Consider the following 21,451-nt stretch of genomic DNA (forward strand, 5'->3'; position numbering starts at 1 on the left):
TCGAGCCATGCTGAGACTGTCCAATGCCGTGATACTGGCGGATGAGGAGATCGAGCTGACGGCCATTCGGGCTCAGGGAGCCGGTGGGCAGAACGTCAACAAGGTATCCTCGGCCATTCATTTGCGCTTTGATATCCGGGCATCATCGCTGCCCGCTTTTTACAAGGAACGGCTGTTGGCACTGAGCGACAGCCGTGTCACCCGCGACGGAGTGATTGTTATCAAGGCGCAGCAGTATCGTACGCAAGAGCAAAACCGTGAGGATGCGCTGAACCGTCTGGCCGAGCTGATTCGCAATGCAGTGAAGGTAGACAAGGCGCGCAAGCCGACCAAGCCTACGCGCAGTTCTCAGCGTAAACGTCTGGATAAAAAGAAACAGCGCGGTAATCTCAAGTCCATGCGAGGCCGGGTACCGACCTGATTTTTATTCCTATCAGAAAAACGGGTCATTATCGGCTGTTTTTTAGCGTTCATTCCCGGTCGATTCGGGACCACAATGACAGCACTCTTACAGAATTGCGCACAACGCAACAGGAGACTTGTCATGACAGAACGCAGAATCGAGCGACGCATTCCGGCGCGTGAAAGCCGGGACGGAGCGGGCGTGCGCCTGCTGCGGAGCCTGGGGCGTTCGGCACAGCACCGTATCGACCCTTTTCTGATGTTGGATAATTTCGTCTCCGACGACCCGGATGACTACATTGCAGGCTTCCCGGCTCATCCACATCGTGGTTTTGAAACCGTCACCTATATGCTTGAAGGACGTATGCGCCATCGCGACCATCTCGGGAATGAAGCCGTGCTGGAAAGCGGTGGCGTACAGTGGATGACGGCAGGGCGCGGCGTTATTCACGAAGAAATGCCGGAGCAGACCGAGGGATTGATGCGCGGTTTTCAGCTGTGGATCAATCTGCCGGCACGCGAGAAAATGACCCCGGCTCGCTATCAGGAGTTTTCAGCGGAGCAGATCCCGGTCATTGCCGATGCTGCCAGCGGTGCCCGGGTGAAGTTGATAGCCGGTGACATCGAAATCGATGGGCAGCGACATCAGGGCCCGGTGAAGGGGATCGATCGTGATCCACTGATGCTGGATGTGCGCCTGCCGCCCAACGCCAGTCTAGGCTTGCCGCTTGGCAGCAGTCACGCCGGCTTTGTGTATCTGTTTGAAGGTGAAGGGGCGCTGGGGCAGGAAGGGCTGAACCGCAACGAAGCGGCGGAGTTATCTCCAGGCGAGCGGCTGGTACTGCATGCAGGTGCGTCCGGGGCCGCCATACTGGTTCTGGCCGCCAGGCCCATTGGCGAGCCTGTCGCTCAGTATGGTCCTTTCGTGATGAATACGATGGCGGAACTGGACCAGGCAATAGATGATTATCAGCGGGGCCGACTGGTTTAAACAGGGAGCCGTGCGCGACAGTCGTCGGTCAGTCGATGAGATGCATGCCATGCTGGAGAGTGCCGAGACGTACCAGCGTGATCAGGAGGTATCCATGCTTGTCACCATTGCTCGCTATACCTATCCCTATGAGGCGCAGATCGCTCGTGCTCTGCTGGACAGTGAAGGGATTGAAGCGTTTATTGCTGACGAGCAGACCATCAACATGCAGTGGCTGTACTCCGATGCGCTTGGGGGGGTACGACTGCAGGTGCTGGCCGAGGACAGGGAGAGGGCCTTGCGTCTGCTGCAGGAGGACCGCGAAACGGCACTGGTGGAGCAGGAGGGCGATGATCGCCCGGCCTGTCCGGTATGTGGCAGCCGGGATACCGAATATTACCAGATCGGCCGGCGCTGGGCCTTTCTGGTTTTTCTGGCGATTGACTTCCCTTTGTATCGCGTGCGAGACGGCATCCGTTGCCATGCCTGCGGAGCCATTACCGAGTTGCCTTCGTCATAGGGGCAGACTGCAATCTGATCCTGTTTGTGGCATAATTCAGGCCCTTGAAGTGTCACCCGTCGGTTAGGTTATACAGCCGACCCAGCCGTTACATTCTGATCATTCACGTTCCTGTCAAGCGAGATCATTCCATTGCTGACCACTGCAAACATCACCATGCAGTTTGGCGCCAAGCCACTGTTTGAAAATATTTCCGTCAAATTTGGCGACGGCAACCGTTACGGCCTGATTGGCGCCAACGGCTGCGGCAAGTCCACCTTCATGAAGATCCTGGGTGGTGACCTGGAGCCGTCTTCCGGTAATGTCTCCAAGGATCCGAACGAGCGTCTGGGTAAGCTGCGTCAGGATCAGTTTGCCTATGAAGAATACTCGGTGGTGGATACCGTGATCATGGGGCACGAGGAGCTTTGGGCGGTCAAATCGGAGCGTGATGCGATTTACGCCAAGGCGGAGATGACCGAAGAAGACGGTATTCGTGCCGGTGAACTGGAAGCGGAATTTGCCGAGATGGACGGCTATACCGCCGAGTCCCGTGCCGGTGAACTGCTGCTGGGTCTGGAAATTCCGGTGGAGCAGCACTTCGGTCTGATGAGCGAGGTGGCACCGGGCTGGAAGTTGCGTGTCCTGCTGGCTCAGGCGCTGTTCTCCGATCCCGATATTCTGCTGCTGGACGAGCCGACCAACAACCTGGATATCAACACCATTCGCTGGCTGGAAGGGGTGCTCAACCAGCGTAACTGCACCATGATCATCATCTCGCATGACCGTCACTTCCTGAACAGCGTCTGCACTCACATGGCCGATATCGATTACGGCACATTGAAAGTGTACCCGGGTAACTATGACGACTACATGCTGGCATCGACTCAGGCGCGTGAACGCATGCAGGCCGACAATGCCAAGAAGAAGGCACAGATTGCCGACCTTAAGGCATTTGTCAGCCGCTTCTCGGCCAACGCCTCCAAATCACGCCAGGCCACCTCGCGTCTGAAACAGATCGATAAAATCCAGCTGGATGAAATCAAACCGTCCAGCCGTCAGAACCCTTTTATCCGTTTTGAACAGGCGAAGAAACTGCACCGTACCGCGTTGGAGGTAGAAGGGCTGGCCAAGTCGTTCGATGCAGAGCTGTTCTCAGGCCTTCATCTGCAGGTGAATGTGGGGGAGCGTATTGCCATCATCGGTCCCAACGGTATCGGCAAGTCTACTCTGCTCAAGTGCCTGGTGGGGGATCTGGAGCCGAGTGCCGGTACGGTGAAATGGTCTGAAAACAGTGAAATCGGTTATTACGCACAGGACCATGCTCACGAGTTTGAAGAGGATAAGAACCTCTACGACTGGATGACTCAATGGGGGCAGGAAGGCGACGATGAACAGGTGATTCGTGGCACATTGGGCCGCATGCTGTTTTCGCAGAAAGAGATCGACAAGTCGGTCAAGGTGATTTCCGGTGGTGAACAGGGCCGCATGCTGTTCGGCAAGCTGATTCTGCAGAAACCGAACATTATGCTGCTGGACGAGCCCACCAACCACCTGGATATGGAGTCGATCGAATCGCTTAACCTGGCGTTGGAAAACTATCCGGGCACGCTGATGTTTGTCAGCCACGATCGCGAGTTCGTATCCTCTCTGGCGACCCGCATCATCGAGCTGACGCCCACCGGTATCGTGGATTTCCATGGCGATTACGAGGAGTACCTGCGCTCGCAGGAACAGTAATTCGGCCTGCACAGTCCGGCCCGGCGCTTAGCCGGTGCCGGGCATTTCTCCGGATGTATGGCATCTCCTTGTCAGGTCGCACATCCAGCGAAGATTTCTTGCCAAATACCCTTTCCCCGTTGCAGACTGTCCGCTCATTTTCTGTACCAACCCCAATACCCATACCGAAAACTTCAAGATTCTGGTTCGGGATGACCTCAATATTAAAGATACAGCCTTCATACTGGCCAAGGTGGTTATCGCCAATCTCGTCATAAACCGAGTCATAACAGGAAAACTGATACATGGAAGAAAACATCAATTCGATGAAGCGATTTCCCCAAAAAGCCAAGCTGGTGGCGGGCATTGTGTTTGTGCTGACCCTTGGTTACGTACTGTCGCAGTCCTTTTTCTATGCCGAACCCGGTTATATCTACCACGTGCGTACAGTAACCGGTAACGAAGCGGTAGTGACCGAGATCGGTTACAAATTCTACCCGTTCGGCCGCTACAACTCCTGGAAACGGGCGATGACCGTACAGGCGGTTTCCGGCTCCAGCAAGGATGCGATTACCTCAGAAAAGGATGCCGATAATGCCTCGGCGAGCCTGCCGCCACTGAGCATCATGTTCCTTGATCAGGTGGATGCCCATGCGGAAGCCACGGTGCGCTTTTCCATTCCTTCGGATGAGGAGTCTTTCCTGAAGCTGGCACATGAATACCGTTCACCGGAAAACCTGCTGCGTACCGCTCTGCTGCCGGTATTCAAGGAAACCTTGCAGGCCAATGCCTCATTGATGACGGCGGAAGAGTATTACGCCGGTGGCCGGACGGAATTCAACTCCGAGTTTGAAAACCAGATGCGAAGCGGTATTTATCTGGTCAAGCGGGAAGAAGTGACGATCAAGTCCAGCCGTCTGGCGACGGCTTCCGCAAATGCGGCTTTGGGCACCGACCAGGAAGAGTACGGCGAAGATGCCAAGACCGTTTTTGTGGTGCAGAAAGTACTGGATGAAACGGGGCAGCCACGCAGAAAACAGCAGCGTTTCACCGATTATGGCATTACCGTGGTTTCGGCGCTGGTTACTGATATCAAGCCCAACCAGAAGTTCATAGAGCGCATGCAGTTGAAGCAAAAGGCATCCGCGGACCGTGCGATTGCACGTGAACAGCGGGTCCAGGAAGAGGAGCAGCGTCTGCTGGCGATTGCTCGAGGTGAGCGAGAGGTGGCTGAACGTCAGGCCAAGGCCAAGGTTGAGCAGATTCAGAAGACCACGGAAGCGGAAACCGAGAAACAGCTGGCAATTACACGGGCGGAAAAACTGAAAGCGGAAGCCGAAATTCAGCGTGAAACCGCCGAAATCAATCTGGAAAAGGCCAAGGTAGAGGCGCAGACTCAGCGTACATTGGCGGATGCCGAAGCGTATCAGAAACAGGTGATCCTGGAGGCCGATAACGCTCTGGCGCAAAAGCTGGACGCCGAGATCAAAATTCAGCAGTTATGGGCTGAAGCCTATGCCAAGCGCCAGGTTCCGACCAACGTGTTCGGTGGCGGCAGCGGTGACGGTGGAGCTCCGGTCGGCAATGATTATGAAACCAAGGCTTTCATGCAGCTGCTGACTCTGGATGCCGCCAAGCGCCTGAATTACGAGCGTGACCTGATCAAGGAATGATGGCGCAAATGGAATATTGAGCCTGCAGGTTCTGCTCGGCGGAAAAGCGTCTCCGTTCGGGCGGAACCTCAACTGCATCGCGATTGGGTTCCATTGGTTGGGCCCTGTCTTTCGGCGTGCGATAATGGCATTTTTCAGCCGAGTTTTTCGCCGTGAGCACTTTTGCCGATCTGTCCCTCTGTCCGGAACTTATCCATACCCTGAATGAGCTGGGATACCGGCAGCCCACGCCGGTTCAGGCCCAGGCAATCCCCCGCATACTGGCTGGTCAGGATGTCATTGCCGAGGCTCAGACCGGAACCGGCAAAACGGCGGCCTTTGCCTTGCCACTGATTCAACGCCTGAGTCGGACGCCGACGAGCATTGATGGTTATCACCCGATCCGCGGGCTGGTACTGGTACCGACTCGAGAGCTGGCCGTGCAGGTTGGGGATAACACTCTGGAGTACGGTCAACGGCTGGGAATGCGGGTCATCTCGATTTTCGGCGGGGTGCGTTTTGATAACCAGATTCGCAAGATGAAACGCGGGGCCGATATTCTGGTGGCCACGCCGGGACGTCTGCTGGACATGCTGATCCAGAACAAGCTTTCCCTGAGTCATTTGGAAATGCTAGTGCTGGATGAAGCGGACCGCATGCTCGATCTGGGTTTTATCCACGATATCCGCAAGCTGATGGGATTCATGCCGCAGAGCCGGCAGACGCTACTGTTTTCGGCGACATTGAATGGTCCGGTGGAAGCGCTGGCCGAGTCGATGCTGCAGCAACCGGAACGCATTCAGATCACGCGCCGCAACGCGGCCAGTCAGCAGGTCAAGCAAAGTGCCTATGCCGTCACGAACACGGATAAAACGGATGTGCTGGCGTACCTGATTCGCGAGGGGAACTGGCAGCAGACGCTGGTCTTTACGCGGACCAAGCGCCGCGCCGATCTGGTGGCAGCCCAGTTACAGGATGAAGGGATCGGTGCGCTGGCGATTCATGGCGACCGTCATCAGCGTGAGCGACTGGCAGCACTGCAGGCGTTCAGCAATGGCGAAGTGGCGGTTCTGGTTGCGACGGATGTGGCGGCACGTGGGTTGGATATTGAAGCCCTGCCACAGGTGGTCAACTATGACCTGCCCAATCAGCCGGAAGCCTATGTACACCGAATCGGTCGCACCGGACGTGCGGGCCGGCGTGGTTGGGCAATTTCCCTGGTGGCACCGGAAGAGCGGCGCTTTCTACAGGCCATATCGGCCCTGATCGGCAAATCGCTACAGGTGCAGCCGGTGCCCCGATTTGAACAGGGGCGCTGGATCGAGGGCGCTCCGCTGGCCGAGAAAAAGGCCAAACCAGCGGGCAAGTCCCGGCAGCGAAAGCCGGAGCAGCCGGCTCCCGATGCGTCGGTCGGGGCGCCCAAGCGACCGGGGCTAAGGCCATCCATGTTCAAAAAGTGAAGGGTTGAGATGCTAATTCAGTTCGATAAGCGGTATAAGGAGAGAAAGCTGTGACGCCAGCGATCAACAGTGTACGCAAGGCCAAAGTGGCGCACCAGGTGCATGAATATCAGCACGAAGCATCCAGCGAGTCCTATGGCACCGAAGCGGTCGAAAAACTGGGATTGGCACCGGAGCTGGTATTCAAGACGCTGGTTGTCAGTCTGGAAGGCAAGGGGTTGGCGGTTGGCGTGGTCCCGGTGGCCGGGAAGTTGAGTCTGAAGCAGATTGCCAGGGCGGCTGGAGTGAAAAAGGCGGCCATGGCTGACCCGGCCGAGGTGGAGCGGGTTACGGGCTACGTGTTGGGCGGGGTCAGCCCGTTGGGACAAAAGAAACGTTTGCCCACCTTTATTGATATCAGTGCCCAGTCGCTGCAGGCCATGCATGTCAGTGCCGGTCGCCGGGGCCTGGAAATAGAGTTGTCTCCCGATGACCTGTGTCGACTGACGGCAGCGCGTTTTGCTCCCATTGCGGGGTAACTCGGTCATCGTTGTAAGGCGAGGGCTTGTCGGGAGGACTGCACGGGGATCTCAATCGGATTGACGGGAGGCTGTTATGTTATTGCTGAAAATCATTCTGTTAACGCTGTTGGCGGGCATGAGCATGCCGCTGGGAGCGATGTTGGCACGGGCCGAGAAAATACACCCGCGTTGGCTTGAGCAGGAGCTGCGTCACAGTATTATCGCATTTGGGGGCGGTGCCCTGCTGTCGGCCGTTGCATTGGTGCTGGTGCCGGATGGTGTTCAACACTTGCCGACCGAGGTCGCTCTGTATTGGTTCTTGTTGGGCGGCCTGGTTTTCATGTTGCTCGATGTGCTGCTCAATCGATTCAAAACATCTGCCAGCCAGCTGGTCGCCATGCTGTCGGACTTTATTCCCGAGTCCATTGCTCTGGGCGCGGCCTTTGCTCTGGGTGGCAGCAACGGTCTGCTATTGGCGCTATTGATTGCCCTGCAAAACTTGCCCGAAGGTTTCAACGCCTTTCGTGAACTGCGCCATTCCAGCCATTATCCTGCCAATCGAATAATCCTCATGTTTACCATGATGGCGTTGCTGGGGCCCTTGGCCGGGGTCGTCAGTTATGTTTGGCTGGCTGACTATCCGGCGGTTGTGTCGTCGACCATGTTGTTTGCGGCCGGAGGCATCCTGTACTCGGTCTTTCAGGATATCGCACCACAGGCACGCTTGAAGCGACACTGGGGGCCCCCGATGGGGGCGGTCTTCGGTTTTGCCTTCGGTATTCTTGGGCACATGATGCTGGCGGCCTGAATCGGCCATATAATGAAAAGAGCGGCCCGCTGTCGGTTGGGCCGCACGGGGAATGCATGGCAAGAGAACGGGATGTGCCGAGTCTCGCGTGATTACTCCGTTAGCAGGCGGAGAGTGGACTGGGTATTGGCGTCAACCTGTTCCGGCATCAGCCAGGTGCGTTTATATTCGAAATTCTCGAACAGCTTTAATTGATCCTCGTAATGAGGAGACGGGGTACCGTCTGGCGCGATGAAGCCGCTTTGTCCCGGTGGTACGACCTCATGGCTTTCGACTTTCCGGCCATTGAAAATGACCAGATTGTTCTCGGTTCCACGGTTCATGGCGATATGTGTTTGCTTTTCTTCATCCGAGCCCGCCTGGGGCATGCCCAGGAAGTTGTTGGTAAAGAAACGCATGGGGACAACCGGCAGTTTCCAGTTGGCGGCTGAGTCTCCGTGGGCCTGTTTGACCTTGTTCAGAGCGCTGTCCAGACTGGCCAGAATCAGCTCGTCGGCAGGGTGACCGTTGAAAAAGTCATAATCCTGTTGCACGCCTGCATCCGAACCGCGCAGGGCTTGCAGCAGTGCCTTGGTACCCGGTTGGACATTAAGACTGGAGCGCAACGGCGACTCCGGCGACGGGTAGCCGGCGGACGCGTACCAGTTGAAAAAGTCGCCCGGCAGATCATCCTTGAACGTCAGAGCCAGCATGTCGGGGAGCCAGGCCTGGAACAGAGTTGTGGCCGCTTCATCGTAGTAACCGTCCCGGTCTTTGTCATGACTGGTTTGAGCCCATTCTCGCAGCAGAGCAACGGCCTGGCGGCGCTCGTCATCTTTTGGCAGTGACCGGGTCGCGTCGTCCAGGAACGGAATGAAATAGCGTGCGTTGACATCGGCATAGGAGACGTCTTCCATCATCTGTTTGACGTCTTCAGGGGTAAACCTGTCTTTGGACTCCATAATGGCTGTCATGGTATCGACGCGATCGGCTTCGCTCCATGAGTACCAATACATGTCTGGCGCCAGAAAGTCATCGGCAGGCTTGTTGTTCCAGTTGGCGATGTAGCCGGAACTTGGGTTGTACACCTGCGGGTTGCGGTGAAAGGGCTTGATACCGAGCCATTCCTGATCGCCCGTGCCCGAAGCGGGCAGTCGGTTGTCGTGACCTGGTTTGCGCTCCGGGTATTTACCGGCAAAAACATAGCCGATGTTGCCAGCCTGGTCAGCGTAGTACCAGTTGATATTCAACGCACTACGGGATGCCTGCTGTAGCCATTCCGGGTGATCCTTGGCCTGTCCCTGACGGGTCCAGGCGATCAGGGTTGCCAGCTCTCGACCTTGCCAGGCGCGTTTTTTGGCGTAGGCGATCCCGTTTTCTGCATCATGGCTGACCAGCAGCCCATGTACGGTTTTATGGATCTTGACCGTCACTGCCTCCGCATTTTTGACTCGAATGGTTTCGGTACGTGTTTCCATGGGGCGATAGCGACCTTGGAACAGGTATTCTTCGGGGTTGTCTGGGTTCAGACTCTCACGGTAGATATCCACAAGGTCTCCGGCACCCCAGGTACTGCCCCAGGCGATGTGTTCATTATTGCCAAACAGGATGCTTGGGTAGGCGAAGGGTGTGTTGCCGACTACATTGAAACCGGCGCCGTGCAGACCGATGGAATAGGTGTAGGCCGGGTTGTACCAGCCAAATTGGGGGCCGTTCAGCAGGATGCTGTTGACGCCTTTGGCTTTTTTCTTGCCGACAACGATCATGTTCGAGGTTTGTGGATAACCCGCGACGCCGGTCAGTCCATAGTCATGAAATTGTTGCTCGTTGTAGCGCCGGGCCTCATTGTGTGACAGCCCAAGTATGGCTCCGTCCTGACCGGTTGCCAGACGGGCAATATCCTGTTGGGTCTTGTCCGAAATGGCGGGGCGTTTGGTCAGCTCGGGATGACGCGGATCGAAGGTGCCGCTCCAGTCGCTCTTTGGAATGGTGGTGGGGGCCGTGGAGTCGTTGAGCGGGTTGAGCTGGTTGAAAATGTTCCAGCCATTGTTCTCGCCATGTGTTTCAATCAGGGCATCGAGCAGCTGCTGGTTTTCGATTTCGGTATTGTAGTCGCCAAAGCGGTTGCCCAGGGAGCCAACGAAAATCATGGCAACATCGAAGGCTGTCCATTCTTCCGGCAAAAAGTCGTTATCGCTGAACTGCTTGGGCAAAAGGGTATCCTGCTGTGCCAAGACCTGCCGTATCCAGGCGTTCATGCCCTTGGCATAGCCATCCAGAATAGCGCGATCATCGGTGTCGAGGGCGTCTATTTGGCGTTGAATGGAAAGAGGGTCATAGTTGGTACGGATCTTCTTGTCATATTCAACATAGTCGGTGCCGAGTATCTCGGCCATGCGCCCCTGTGTCGAGCGCTTGCTGATCTCCATTTGATAGAGTCGGTCCTGTGCAACCGAGTGGCCGTAACCGTAAAAGAGATCATGAGTCGTATCGGCATAGACATGAGGTACACCCCAGGTATCACGCTTGATGGTGATTTCACCGGCATCTGCGTACAGGGGGAGGGCGGTCAGGATAGCGGCCGAGAGCGCGGTGCGCTTCAATGTCTTGTGCATGGTTCACCTCGAGAACGAGGCGAAGCCTGCGGAGCATGTTGGGTCTGCATGATTGCGCCTCGTGGTTTTTTTGTTATATGCGCGTGTCATTTTGGGTGACGACATTACCCTAGCACCTCCATTTATGATAATTAATGACGCATATTTCCAATATTTTTGTATCGAGTGAAATAATGCTCAATCTGCGTGACTTTGAAGCTTTTGTTGAATTAGCCGATCGATTGCACTTTCAGGACACGGCGGATCGCTTGAATATCTCGGCGGCCACATTGAGCCGTATCATCAGCAGGGTCGAAGAGCAGGTCGGGACGCGGTTGTTTGAACGAACAACGCGGTCGGTGGCTTTAACGGTAGCTGGACAGGCTTTTTTGACTGAAGCCGAACAGGTGCTGCGCCAGCAGCAAAACGCGATGCGAGTCGGGCGCGAAATCGGGCTGGGGATTACCGGACAGATCAAGCTGGGGTATGGCGGGGTGGCGATGGAAACCTTTTTGCCGGGGCTGATTACTCGGTTCAGAGAAGCGTTACCCGGTGTGCAAGTGAACTTGAACCTGTTGCCGATCCACGAGCAGGAACAGGCATTGCTGGGCGGAACGCTTGATGTGGGCTTTTTCTGTGGCAGTACACGCAATAGCGAGCTGACCTGCAGGCCCTGCTATCGTGAGCGGCTATTACTGGTTATGGCTGCGGACCATCCCTTGTCTTCGATGACCGATATTCGATTGGCTGACCTGGAACCTTTCGGCTTTGTATTCGGCAAGCGTGACAAGTGGGTGAGTGTCTACGATCGTTTTCTGGACAGCTGTAACCGGCAAGAGTTGAATATGCGCATCGAACTTGAAGCGGATGATGTGACCAGTGTCATGGGGCTGGTTGCAGCGGGAGAATTACTGAGCCTGTTCCCGGCCAGCCATGAAACGATGCGCCGCAGAGGCATCTGCTGGCGCTCAGTAACAGACTTTGAGGACTCTATTGTGGTGAATGCGGTGCATCTCAGGGGCAATCAAAACCCGGTGCTGCAGCATTGGCTGGATAATATGCAGGAGTAAGCATACCGTCCCGGGCTTCCGGTACCCGCATGGAAAAGTATAGTCCCCTGCCGATGCGTCACGACTCATGGAGCGAGCGGTGTTTCAAGCTGTCTTAGCCATTCGATCAGCAGTTGCTCCAGCTGTTGTGAATGGGGTGCCTGTTCAACCAGCTCTGCTTCCCGTTTCAGCAGTTGGGCCGTGGCGACCTCGATCAATGATTTGCCCTCAGAGGTTAATCCTACCAGGCGGCTGCGGGCGTCATCCGGATTTTCAGGACGTTCCACCAGGCCTTTGTCTTCCAGGCGGACCAGAATTTTGGTCATGCCGCCCGAGCTGACCAGCAGCTTGCGGTAGAGTTCGGTCGGGGTAACCCTGAAGGGAGGAGCGCTGTTTCTCAGGGCGCAAAGGGTTTCAAACTCGGCACTCTGGAGTTCGTACTGCTTGAACTGTTGTTCGGCCAGCTTGCTCAGGTGTTCGTGCAGCCGGTAGATCAGTGGTGCAATCATGCTGATGTCCCGAGAGGCTTCTGGCCAATTCTGACGGGAGGCATCGTACAGTTCGGTAAAGCTGATACGTTCACGAGACATGTCTAATCCTTGTTTTTATCTTACCAGGAAGATAATATCACGTAAAAGTATCTTACCGGGAAGATAAATCATGTCGTGGGTATATCTGGTGTTGGCAGGGTTGTTTGAAGTGGGCTTTGCCGTGGCATTGAAGGAGTCGGATGGGCTCAGCAAGCTCTGGCCTTCCGTTACGTTTATTGTGCTGGGGGGATGCAGTTTCTTCTTGCTGACTCGCGCGATGGCCAGTATTCCGCTGGGGACGGCCTACGCCATATGGACGGGGATTGGAGCCTTGGGAACCGTGCTGGTCGGTATTTTCTGGTTTGGAGATTCGGCCAATGGCCTGAGACTGATGTTCTTGGCCATGTTGCTGTGCTCACTGGTCGGACTCAAGCTGGTCTCCTGAAGGAGTATATCCGTGCATCAGCCGAAAGCTGACGCACGGTCAAGCGCTTTATTACTCAATGGCTTCGGGGGACTCAGGCAGAATCTGTCCGCCATCGACAATGATCTGCTGGCCGGTGATAAAACGGGCTTCGGGTGACGCCAGGAAGCAGGCGGCGTGACCGATATCCTCGGGCTCACCCAGCGTATGTGTCGGGATGGCGGCACGCATCTGGTCGAGGTAGGTCTCGCCCTGGTCGGCCAGTCCTGCGGTCAGGATATTACCGGGCATAACCGCGTTAAACGTGATGCCCTGGTTGGCAACTTCCAGCGCTGCGCTGCGCATAAAGCCCAGTTGGCCAGCCTTGGAGGCACCGTAATGGCTCCAGCCGGGGAAGCCGGTAATCGCGCCAGTGATGGACGAAGTGACGACAATACGGCCATAGCGCTGGGCACGCATGGGCTTCAAGGCGGCCTGCACAATGAAGAACATGCCCTTGAGGTTGACGGATTGCATCAGGTCCCAATCCGCCTCGGTCATATTCTCCAGGCGAGCCTGAGGGAAAATACCGGTATTGGAGCACAGGATTTCCAGCTTCCCGGTTACCGCCAGCGCCGATTCTACGGCCGCCTGACAATCGGGTTGGGAGGTCACGTCGCAGCGTACAAATCGGCCGTTCAGCTCGGCGGCGGTTGCCTGGCCCTGAGCCTCGTCAATATCGGCAATGACGACATGTGCACCGGCCTTGGCCAGGCTGAGCGCGATGCCCTTGCCTATCCCCTTGGCGCCACCGGTTACCAGTGCAGTTTGTCCGGTCAATTCAAACATTATCCATCTCCTTGTTGATGACTATGCATGAGACTGCGGTATTGTTGCCAGGTTCGTCTGTGAGCATACCGAAGCAGTAAACATTGAGCCAGATCAGCTCGGGCAATTCGATATCGGATGCTGTGTGTCTACAGGGGCCGGTTGGGGAGCGCTAGCACCAAAGTGCAGGTGCATGCGTATACAGGCCTTGGCGATCAGCAGATAGCCCAACAGTTCCAGCCCCTCCTGAATGACAGACTTGTACAGGTTGTCATACTGTTCCTGCATCAGTTCCTGCCACAGGGCTCCGGTGCCGAACACGCGGCTGAACACCATGACGACCACCAGGCCGGTCAGCAACTGACTGTAGCCGGGGGCACGGGTAAAGCGTGCCATGGCTTGCAGGACCGTACCGGGATAGCTGCGGGCACCGAGCAGTGCCAGTGCCGTAACCGCCAGCGCCGGATATTTCCACCAGCCATGTTGAACGGCATCGAACAGGAAATCGTGCTCGCGGATCAGCATGCACAGGAAGAAGCCGGTGACCAGCAGATAAAACCCTCTGGCGTGGAAGTCTTGTTTGGCGCGAAGCGCAAACAGAACGACTGTCACCAGCAAGCACAGAGCTTGAGCGTACTCGGTCAGCGAGTTTTCGCCCAGCGTGCCGGTGATATGCCTTATTTTCAGGTCGATCAGGATCAGCAGTGGCGGCGTAAGGACCAGCGCGCACAACAGCAGGAATTCAAGAATAGCCGTACGTATAACCGTACCCGTCCGACCGCAATGGCCGGGAGTATGGAGTGTGTTCATGGGTCTCGTAAAACAGGTGGAGGGGAGGGAGCCCGCAGGCTCCCGGGAGGATCAGAGCGCTTCGATTTTGGCGTACTGCTCCTTCAGCTTATCGAATGCGGCCTGAGCGTCGGCAATTTTCTGCTTTTCCTTGGCGACCACGGCTTCCGGCGCGTTGGCAACGAACTTCTCGTTGGACAGCTTGCCTTCCACACGCTTGATTTCGCCAGTCAGGCGGTCCAGTTCCTTCTGCAGGCGGGCCAGCTCGGCGCCCTTGTCGATCAGTCCGGCCATCGGTACCAGCACTTCCATCTTGCCGACCAGCTTGGTGACGGACATCGGGGCTTCTTCATCCGCTTCCAGCCATTTGACTTCGCTCAGCTTGGCCAGCTTGGTCAGGGCGACGTAGTTTTCCTGCACGCGGCGGAAGTCTTCGTCGCTGCCGTTATGCAGCAGCACTTCAAGCTCCTTGCCCGGCCCGATGTTCATTTCGCCACGAATGTTGCGTACGCTGACGATGACGTCCTTGAGCCACTCGATATCGGCTTCGGCGGCTTCATCGATCAGCTCGGCTACCGGTTGTGGATAGTTTTGCAGCATGATGGTGTCGCCATCCTTGCCCGCCAGTCCTTTGACCTGCTGCCAGATTTCCTCGGTGATGAACGGCATCATCGGATGGGCCAGACGCAGGATCGCTTCCAGCACGCGTACCAGGGTGCCGCGCGTACCGCGACGCAGGGCGGCCAGACGCTCCTTCTCTTCGGCGGTTTCGCCTTCGGACTCGTCCCACAGCACCGGCTTGGACAGCTCCAGGTACCAGTCGCAGTACTGGTTCCAGATGAAGTCGTACAGCGTCTGCGCGGCCAGGTCGAAGCGGTACTCGTCCAGGTGTTTGATGACAGTCTCTTCGGTGCGCTGCAGGCTGCTGATGATCCAGCGATCGGCCAGGGTCAACAGCACTTCTTCGTTGTTCTGGGCGCAGTCCTGACCTTCGGTGTTGCTCAACACGTAGCGGGCGGCGTTCCAGATCTTGTTACAGAAGTTACGGTAGCCTTCCAGGCGCTTCATATCCCAGTTGATGTCACGACCGGTCGAGGCGAGGGCGGTCAGGGTGAAGCGCAGGGCGTCGGTACCGTGGGCCGCAATGCCTTCCGGGAACTGCTTCTCGGTACGCTTGCCGATCTTCTCGGCCAGCTGCGGCTGCATCATGTTGCCGGTGCGTTTTTCCAGCAGTTCCGGCAGGCCGATGCCGTCGATCATGTCCAGCGGGTCCAGTACGTTACCCTTGGACTTGGACATCTTGTCGCCGTTCTCGTCGCGGATCAGGCCGGTGACATAAACGTTCTTGAAGGGTACCTGCGGCTTGCCGTCTTCGTCTTTCATGAAGTGCATGGTCATCATGATCATGCGCGCCACCCAGAAGAAGATGATGTCGAAACCGGTGACCAGGGTATCGGTCGGGTGGAAGGTCTTCAGGCGTTCAGTGTCTTCCGGCCATCCCAGAGTACCGAAGGTCCACAGTGCGGAGCTGAACCAGGTGTCGAGTACGTCGTCGTCCTGGCGCAGTTCCAGTTCCGGGTCCAGGTTGTATTTCTGGCGCGCGGCATCTTTATCGGCGGCGACGTAGACGTTGCCGTCGTTGTCGTAGAAGGCCGGGATGCGGTGGCCCCACCACAGCTGACGGGAGATACACCAGTCCTGAATGTCACGCATCCAGGCGAAGTACATGTTCTCGTACTGCTTGGGTACAAACTTGATGTCGCCGTTCTCGACCGCTTCGATCGCCGGCTTGGCCAGGGTCTTGGCATCGCAGAACCACTGATCGGTCAGCATCGGCTCGATCACCACGCCGCCACGGTCGCCGTAGGGCACGGTCATGTTGTTCTCTTCGATCTTCACCAGCAGGCCGGCGGCTTCCATATCGGCGACCACGGCTTTGCGTGCCGCAAAACGTTCCAGGCCCTGATAGGCATCCGGCAGGCTCGGATCAAGTTCTTTGTTGTCGCTGCCGTCGGTGTTGAATACCTGGGCTTCCTGACGGATATGGCCATCCAGGGTCAGCACGTTGATCATCGGCAGGCCGCAGCGCTTGCCGACTTCGTTATCGTTGAAATCGTGCGCCGGGGTGATCTTCACGCAGCCGGTGCCCTTTTCCATATCGGCGTGTTCGTCGGCCACGATCGGGATGCGACGCCCGACCAGCGGCAGTTCAACGAACTTGCCGATCAGGCTCTGGTAGCGTTCGTCTTCCGGGTTGACCGCCACACCGGTGTCGCCGAGCAGGGTTTCCGGACGGGTGGTGCCGACCACGATGTGGTCTTCACCGGCAGCGGTTGTCACGCCATCGGCCAGCGGGTAGCGCAGGTACCACATCTTGCCTTTGACTTCGCGGTTCTCCACTTCCAGATCGGAAATGGCGGTGTGCAGTTTGGGGTCCCAGTTGACCAGGCGCTTGCCACGATAGATCAGCTTGTCGTCGTACAGGCGGATAAACACTTCCTGCACGGCGCGGTAGAAACCGGAATCCATGGTGAAGCGCTCGGTGGGCCAGTCTACGGAATTGCCCAGACGGCGCATCTGGCGGGTGATGGTGCCGCCGGACTCCTCCTTCCACTCCCAGATTTTTTCGATGAAGGCGTCACGGCCCAGATCGTGGCGAGTCAGTTCCTGTTCCGCAGCCAGCTTGCGCTCGACCACCATCTGGGTGGCGATACCGGCGTGGTCGGTACCGACCTGCCACAGGGTGTTGCGGCCCTGCATGCGGCGGTAGCGGGTCAGCGCATCCATGATGGTGTGCTGGAACGCGTGGCCCATGTGCAGGCTGCCGGTGACGTTGGGCGGCGGGATCATGATGCTGTAGGCGTCGCCTTCACCGGAGGGAGCGAAGTAGCCCTTCTCTTCCCAGGTCTGGTACCAGGATTTCTCGATCTCGTGTGGCTGGTAGGTCTTGTCCATTGGGGTCCGTATCTCTGATCTGGTGGCCGCTCGGATGGTTGCCGACAGTATGCTCGACATACCCGTGGGTACGGAGTTTCGGCAACTCGGTCGAAACCGGACATTATACAGTCTGGAAGAAGGTGATTACAGAGCTGAGGCACCTTGGGTCCGCGCCTTGGCCGGGGTCAGAGGAAAAATGTGTAAGGACCTTTGGCGGCGCATCATGCCAGGGGCGGCAGAGCGCTTGTCCGAAGCATATGAAATGTAAAATACATCTACGATGCATTAAGATTATACGAGTTGAAGGTCACTCAGGGATGAACCGATGTCATGAAGCAAACAGCCATATCCTTTTTTATCGCCCTGTTTTTTTTCGTAACAACTTTTTTTACCTATGATGTATTTGTATCGAGTTTAAGCGTGAATATCGTTTATACGGACGTTTCCGAGGTATTCGAAGACGCGCTGTACTGCTCGGCGGGGTTTGCATTGTTCGGTTTTGTTTCGGCTTATATCACCCTTGCCTTGAATAGCAGACAGCTTGGATTTCTGTATATCCTCATCTCGGTAGTGGCATTGTGCTTAATTTATTTTGTGAAAACGGATGTCCTGATTCCTGATACTGAAATGGCTCTGTTGGCTCGAGACTTGGCTTTGTACAGCCTACCTTATTACCTGCTTATGGTCGTCGTGCCCGTTTTTCTGGTCGGCAAGGCACTTTTAAATGGGCGCAGGCTGCCTGCTTAAGCGCTTGCAGCCATGGCAATGGCTAGAGACAATGCTCCCACAGGAATGACAGGGTGGTGCACAGGTGGAAGCGGCTGAACCAAACATACGACGAGAAAAAACACGGACGGTACTGTCCGGACAGTGGACACTGGCTCATCATCGGCTGCTGAAACAGCTGCTTGTGCGCGAGACGCCGCCGGAAGGTGGTGTCGTGCTGGGTGAAATCAGTGCGCTGGATACGGCGGGCGCGACGCAACTGGCCAATTGGCTGGGTATTGAGCGTCTGGAGCGGGTACTGGTCGAGGAAGAGGGTTTGCAGCCAGAGCGCAAGGCGCTGCTGCAGACACTGCTGAAGGCTCTGAAGCGCGAGGCGCCACCCAAAGTGGAGTCGGTCTCGCCAGTCATCGAGTTTCTGACGCTGTTGGGGCAGCAGACCGAGCAGTTGGCGCGACACTTTTGGCAGCTCAGCGGTTTTGTCGGCCTGGTGCTGCAAAGCATGTTTGCCATCCTCTTGCGACCCTCACGGTGGCGAGTGACCGCGCTGGTCAATCAGATTCACCAGACCGGCCTGAATGCCGTGCCGATCGTGGCGCTGCTGACATTTCTGGTTGGTGCGGTCGTCGCTTTTCTGGGAGCCACGGTATTGGGTGAGTTCGGTGCCGAGATTTACACCGTCAATCTGGTTGCCTACTCCTTTCTGCGTGAGTTTGGGGTCCTGCTGGCCGCGATCCTGCTGGCTGGTCGTACCGCCAGTGCCTTCACCGCTCAAATCGGCTCAATGAAGGCCAATGAAGAACTGGATGCCCTGCGCACGCTTGGTCTGAATCCGGTCGAGTTGCTGGTAATTCCAAGGGTGTTGGCGTTGTTGATCACTTTGCCGTTGCTCACCTTTGTTGCAGTGATGTCGGGACTTACCGGCGGTGCGCTGGTGGCGCTGGTGTCACTGGATATTCCTCTGGGGCAGTATCTGGGCATACTGGCAGACGTACCGCTCAAACATTACCTGGTTGGGCTGGTCAAGGCACCGATATTTGCATTCGTGGTGGCCGTGATCGGCTGCATGGAAGGCTTCCGGGTCAGCGGCAGTGCCGAATCGGTGGGGCGTCATACAACCTCCAGCGTGGTGCAGTCGATCTTTATGGTGATTCTGTTGGATGCGATAGCCGCTTTGTTTTTCATGGAGATGGGCTGGTGAGCAAGGAAACGGTTATCGAAGTCAGCGGATTGTGTAACCGCTTTGGCCGTAATTCAGTGCATGAAAATCTGGACCTGGAGCTGTACCGGGGCGAGATTCTGGGGGTTGTAGGGGGGTCGGGGACGGGCAAGTCGGTGCTGTTACGTTCCATTGTCGGGCTGATCCGCCCCAAGGAAGGAGAGGTCCGTCTGTTCGGGCGGAACCTGCTGGCCCTGCCGGTTGCTGAACGCTCAAAGCTGGAGCAGCGGCTGGGTGTGCTGTTTCAGGGCGGGGCGTTGTTCAGCTCGTTAACGGTGCGCGAAAATGTGGCTTTGCCGCTGATTGAACATGCCAAGCTGGCACGGCGTGACGCCGAAGAATTGGCGGAAGTGAAGTTGGCGTTGGCCGGTTTGGCACCACATGCGGGTGATCTGTACCCGGCTTCGCTTTCCGGCGGCATGGTCAAACGTGCCGCTCTGGCACGTGCACTGGCGCTGGATCCGGACGTGCTGTTTTTGGATGAGCCGACAGCCGGGCTGGACCCTATCGGAGCTGCAGACTTTGACCAGCTTCTGCTGACCTTGCGTAACGCATTGGGGCTGACGGTATTTATGGTGACCCACGATCTGGACTCGCTCTGGACTGCATGTGATCGCATTGCCGTACTGTCGCAGAAGCGGGTGCTGGTGGCGGATACGCCAGAAAACGTGGCTGATTACGACGATAACTGGATTCAGAACTATTTTAATGGCCCACGTGGCCGTGCCGCCTACCGGGCGGTCCAGGGGAATTGATATGGAAACACGTGCACACCATGTGACGATCGGGCTGTTTACACTGGTCTGCTTGCTGGCCGCTCTGGGGTTTGGCGTCTGGCTGGTTAAATCGGGCAAACAGCAGGAAACCGAAACCTATAGGGTGATTTTCAAGGAAGCCGTCAGCGGACTGACCGTGGGCAGCCTGGTTCAATATAACGGGTTGCGTGTTGGCGAAGTACGCCAGCTTCAGCTGGACCCGGCTGATCCGCGCAGGGTGTGGGCCGATATGGAAGTCAGTGCGGCAACTCCCATTAATCAGGGGACTCGAGCCAGGCTGGCGATCGCCAATATTACCGGCGCGGCCAATATCCTGCTGAGTACCGACAACCCCAAGGCACCGCCTTTGGTGGAACAGGATGATGCGCCGCCCATTATTGTAGCCGAACCTTCAGCGATCGGTTCGTTACTGGGCAGCAGTGAAACGCTGTTTGCCAACGTCAATGAGTTGGTGGAACAGGGAACGCAACTGCTGTCTGCCGAAAATATTGACCGTATCGGTCGTATTGTCCACAACCTGGAGCGTGTGTCTGATGAGTTGGTTGAGTCGCGCGCCGGAGTAGGCGAAACCCTGAATGAACTGACTCAGGCTGCACGTGATGCACAGGCCGTGATGCGTGAGGCGCGGGGATTGCTGTCGCATGCCGACCAGCTGCTGGCCACACGCGGCGGCCCGATGCTTGAAGAAGGGCAAAAGGCCATGCGTTCATTGGCGCAGGGAAGCCAGAAGCTGGAAAAACTGCTGGGACGTAATACCGAGGCACTGGACAAGGGCCTGCAGGGAATGGCGGAAGTCGGACCGGTCATGCAGGAGTTGCAGCGGAGTTTGGGTACACTGAACCGAATCCTGTCGCGACTGGAAGAAGATCCGACCGGTTATTTGACGGGCAAAGCGCCTGCCAATGAATTTACACCTTGAGAGGTTGAGCATGTTGCAACGTACGGGAAAACTGATACTGGCGCTGGGGCTGGCACTGATGTTTGGCGGGTGCAGCCTGCTGCCGGAAGCGAAACCGATGCAAAGCTGGACACTGCCCCCGGCTCAGCTTGAAGCGCGGGGGCCGGTCCAGATGAGCGACGTGCGCATCCTGCGTCCGCAGACTCAAGACCTGCTGGGTGGCAGCTACCTGCTGGTGGTGCCTGAAGGCCAACCGATCAGCGTGTACAAGGGTGCTCGCTGGAGTGCGAGTATTCCGAACCTGTGGCGCGACCACCTGGTGACAGCGTTGCAGCATGACAGCCGTTTTGCCCGGGTCAGTAATGACGAGGTGCGGGTATCCGCACGTTATGAGCTGGTCAGCCGCCTTGATGCCTTCCAGAGCGAGTACCGGGATGGACAGCCGGTTGTTGTGATGCGGGGGTATCTGCAGCTGATTGATACTGACAGTCGCAGCATTGTTGCCGAACGGGCCCTGGAGCTGTTTGAGCCGGCCAAGGGGAAAGAGGTCAAGGCAGTCGTAAGCGCGTTTGCCCGCATGATGGAGCAATCCAGCGAAGATATCCGCAGCTGGCTGCTGGATGTCAATCCGTCATAGGCAGCACGAGGGCAGTAAGTTCCGATTTGGTAGCGGGATCTTATTGTCGGACTGGTTGCCTAACGGATAGTCCCCTGAA

General features: G+C 56.8%; 20 protein-coding genes. 15 read left to right on the forward strand and 5 right to left on the reverse strand.

The window, feature by feature from the left end; genetic code table 11:
- Window positions 1-7 precede the first annotated feature (7 nt).
- The 8 genes from arfB (at window position 8) to H1S06_RS01105 (ending at window position 8,010) form a co-directional block, all read left to right on the forward strand.
- Window positions 8-421, forward strand: a complete 414-nt coding sequence (arfB, locus tag H1S06_RS01070; RefSeq protein WP_181736449.1) for an alternative ribosome rescue aminoacyl-tRNA hydrolase ArfB — start codon at window positions 8-10, stop codon at window positions 419-421.
- Between the two features lie 123 nt (window positions 422-544).
- Window positions 545-1,393: a pirin family protein gene (locus H1S06_RS01075; RefSeq protein ID WP_181736426.1), complete on the forward strand. Its 849-nt coding sequence runs from the start codon at window positions 545-547 to the stop codon at window positions 1,391-1,393.
- A complete protein-coding gene (locus H1S06_RS01080; RefSeq protein ID WP_255482850.1) occupies window positions 1,365-1,892 on the forward strand; it encodes a putative signal transducing protein in 528 nt (175 codons plus the stop codon). The genes H1S06_RS01075 and H1S06_RS01080 overlap by 29 nt, the downstream gene beginning before the upstream one ends.
- 132 nt (window positions 1,893-2,024) lie before the next feature.
- Window positions 2,025-3,611 (forward strand): ABC-F family ATPase, encoded by a 1,587-nt coding sequence (locus H1S06_RS01085; RefSeq protein ID WP_181736427.1) that lies wholly within the window; start codon window positions 2,025-2,027, stop codon window positions 3,609-3,611.
- 284 nt (window positions 3,612-3,895) lie between these two features.
- Window positions 3,896-5,263, forward strand: a complete 1,368-nt coding sequence (locus H1S06_RS01090) for an SPFH domain-containing protein (RefSeq protein WP_181736428.1) — start codon at window positions 3,896-3,898, stop codon at window positions 5,261-5,263.
- 152 nt (window positions 5,264-5,415) lie between these two features.
- Window positions 5,416-6,702 carry a DEAD/DEAH box helicase gene (locus tag H1S06_RS01095; RefSeq protein ID WP_328515289.1) on the forward strand — a complete coding sequence of 429 codons (1,287 nt, stop codon included), beginning with the start codon at window positions 5,416-5,418 and terminating at the stop codon, window positions 6,700-6,702.
- 50 nt (window positions 6,703-6,752) lie between these two features.
- Complete coding sequence (gene ybaK / locus H1S06_RS01100; RefSeq protein ID WP_181736429.1) at window positions 6,753-7,220, forward strand: Cys-tRNA(Pro) deacylase; 468 nt, start codon at window positions 6,753-6,755, stop codon at window positions 7,218-7,220.
- 76 nt (window positions 7,221-7,296) lie between these two features.
- The gene (locus H1S06_RS01105; RefSeq protein WP_181736430.1) at window positions 7,297-8,010 is read left to right on the forward strand and encodes a ZIP family metal transporter; all 714 of its coding nucleotides are present in this window, start codon (window positions 7,297-7,299) and stop codon (window positions 8,008-8,010) included.
- Window positions 8,011-8,102: 92 nt separating this feature from the next.
- Here H1S06_RS01105 and H1S06_RS01110 read toward each other — a convergent pair whose 3' ends face one another.
- A complete protein-coding gene (locus H1S06_RS01110; protein ID WP_255482851.1) occupies window positions 8,103-10,604 on the reverse strand; it encodes a penicillin acylase family protein in 2,502 nt (833 codons plus the stop codon).
- 173 nt (window positions 10,605-10,777) lie between these two features.
- Between H1S06_RS01110 and H1S06_RS01115 the strand changes: the two genes are divergently transcribed.
- Window positions 10,778-11,653: a LysR family transcriptional regulator gene (locus H1S06_RS01115; protein WP_181736431.1), complete on the forward strand. Its 876-nt coding sequence runs from the start codon at window positions 10,778-10,780 to the stop codon at window positions 11,651-11,653.
- 65 nt (window positions 11,654-11,718) lie between these two features.
- On the opposite strand, the gene H1S06_RS01120 is transcribed toward H1S06_RS01115, so the two are convergent.
- Entirely contained in the window at window positions 11,719-12,222 is a 504-nt protein-coding gene (locus H1S06_RS01120) for a MarR family winged helix-turn-helix transcriptional regulator (protein WP_181736432.1), read from the reverse strand.
- A gap of 70 nt (window positions 12,223-12,292) precedes the next feature.
- On the opposite strand from H1S06_RS01120, the gene H1S06_RS01125 reads away from it, so the two are divergent.
- Window positions 12,293-12,607, forward strand: coding sequence for a DMT family transporter (locus tag H1S06_RS01125; RefSeq protein ID WP_181736433.1), 315 nt, complete (start codon window positions 12,293-12,295; stop codon window positions 12,605-12,607).
- 51 nt (window positions 12,608-12,658) lie between these two features.
- Here H1S06_RS01125 and fabG read toward each other — a convergent pair whose 3' ends face one another.
- The 3 genes from fabG to H1S06_RS01140 all read right to left on the reverse strand — a co-directional run bounded on the left by fabG (window position 12,659) and on the right by H1S06_RS01140 (window position 17,137).
- Window positions 12,659-13,414 carry a 3-oxoacyl-ACP reductase FabG gene (fabG, locus tag H1S06_RS01130; RefSeq protein WP_181736434.1) on the reverse strand — a complete coding sequence of 252 codons (756 nt, stop codon included), beginning with the start codon at window positions 13,412-13,414 and terminating at the stop codon, window positions 12,659-12,661.
- A gap of 93 nt (window positions 13,415-13,507) precedes the next feature.
- Entirely contained in the window at window positions 13,508-14,203 is a 696-nt protein-coding gene (locus H1S06_RS01135; RefSeq protein ID WP_181736435.1) for a hypothetical protein, read from the reverse strand.
- A 51-nt stretch (window positions 14,204-14,254) separates the two neighbouring features.
- On the reverse strand, window positions 14,255-17,137 hold the full coding sequence (locus tag H1S06_RS01140) for a valine--tRNA ligase (RefSeq protein ID WP_181736436.1): 2,883 nt from the start codon (window positions 17,135-17,137) through the stop codon (window positions 14,255-14,257).
- Window positions 17,138-17,449: 312 nt separating this feature from the next.
- Here H1S06_RS01140 and H1S06_RS01145 point away from each other — a divergent pair, with 312 nt between their 5' ends.
- From H1S06_RS01145 to H1S06_RS01165, 5 genes are all read left to right on the forward strand, one after another.
- Entirely contained in the window at window positions 17,450-17,866 is a 417-nt protein-coding gene (locus H1S06_RS01145; RefSeq protein WP_181736437.1) for a hypothetical protein, read from the forward strand.
- 64 nt (window positions 17,867-17,930) lie between these two features.
- Entirely contained in the window at window positions 17,931-19,043 is a 1,113-nt protein-coding gene (locus tag H1S06_RS01150) for an MlaE family ABC transporter permease (protein WP_181736438.1), read from the forward strand.
- Window positions 19,037-19,816 (forward strand): ATP-binding cassette domain-containing protein, encoded by a 780-nt coding sequence (locus H1S06_RS01155; RefSeq protein ID WP_220183711.1) that lies wholly within the window; start codon window positions 19,037-19,039, stop codon window positions 19,814-19,816. The genes H1S06_RS01150 and H1S06_RS01155 overlap by 7 nt, the downstream gene beginning before the upstream one ends.
- Before the next feature lies 1 nt (window position 19,817).
- Window positions 19,818-20,756, forward strand: coding sequence for an MlaD family protein (locus H1S06_RS01160; RefSeq protein ID WP_181736440.1), 939 nt, complete (start codon window positions 19,818-19,820; stop codon window positions 20,754-20,756).
- Between the two features lie 10 nt (window positions 20,757-20,766).
- Window positions 20,767-21,372: an ABC-type transport auxiliary lipoprotein family protein gene (locus H1S06_RS01165; RefSeq protein WP_181736441.1), complete on the forward strand. Its 606-nt coding sequence runs from the start codon at window positions 20,767-20,769 to the stop codon at window positions 21,370-21,372.
- Window positions 21,373-21,451: the final 79 nt, after the last annotated feature.

Origin of the sequence: Marinobacterium marinum, assembly GCF_013868415.1 — a bacterium.
In the GTDB taxonomy this organism is placed as follows: domain Bacteria; phylum Pseudomonadota; class Gammaproteobacteria; order Pseudomonadales; family Balneatricaceae; genus Marinobacterium; species Marinobacterium marinum.